This window comes from Chryseobacterium phosphatilyticum (genome assembly GCF_002899825.2).
Classification (GTDB): Bacteria; Bacteroidota; Bacteroidia; order Flavobacteriales; family Weeksellaceae; genus Chryseobacterium; species Chryseobacterium phosphatilyticum.
The window spans coordinates 1-429 of record NZ_PPED02000128.1 but is presented as its reverse complement, the minus strand read 5'-3'; the positions used below and the strand labels follow the sequence as shown (position 1 = coordinate 429).

Annotated in this window: 1 protein-coding gene; it reads right to left on the bottom strand. The window is 49.9% G+C overall.

The genetic code is table 11. The features are described from left to right. Nucleotides 1–429, bottom strand: a 429-nt coding sequence (locus tag C1631_RS24475) for a hypothetical protein (protein ID WP_228441548.1), incomplete at both ends; no start/stop codon positions are given.

The following is a 429-nucleotide window of genomic DNA, read 5'->3' as shown; positions in this document are numbered from 1 at the left end:
AACGGAATCATTCTGACCATTAACAATTTTCAAATTTGCCAACCCGGCCAGAGACGTCCAGCTGGGGGGGATGGGAACTCCGCCAATTAGCAGCGTGGACAGGTCAGTATTCAAAAAGTCAACGGCATTATCGGATGCGTCCAATTTTGCGATCGTGACATTCGACCCAGTTTCAGCTCTAACCCCACAAATCGTACTGCGTTTTACAGATAATACTGACAATGCCCTGACGTTCCCCCCGCTGGAAGCTGATATGCCAGTTTTGAAGCCATCGACATCAGCCCCGTCAACAATAGCAGTACCACCATTTCGAGCGACTACCCCGTCTGAACCGGGTGCAACTCCCGCCGCTGAGTAGCTGGCGTTAGTGGTTTGGACGGTGCTACCGTTATGAACTCTTAACACGCCAGAAATATTCGCTTTTATGAA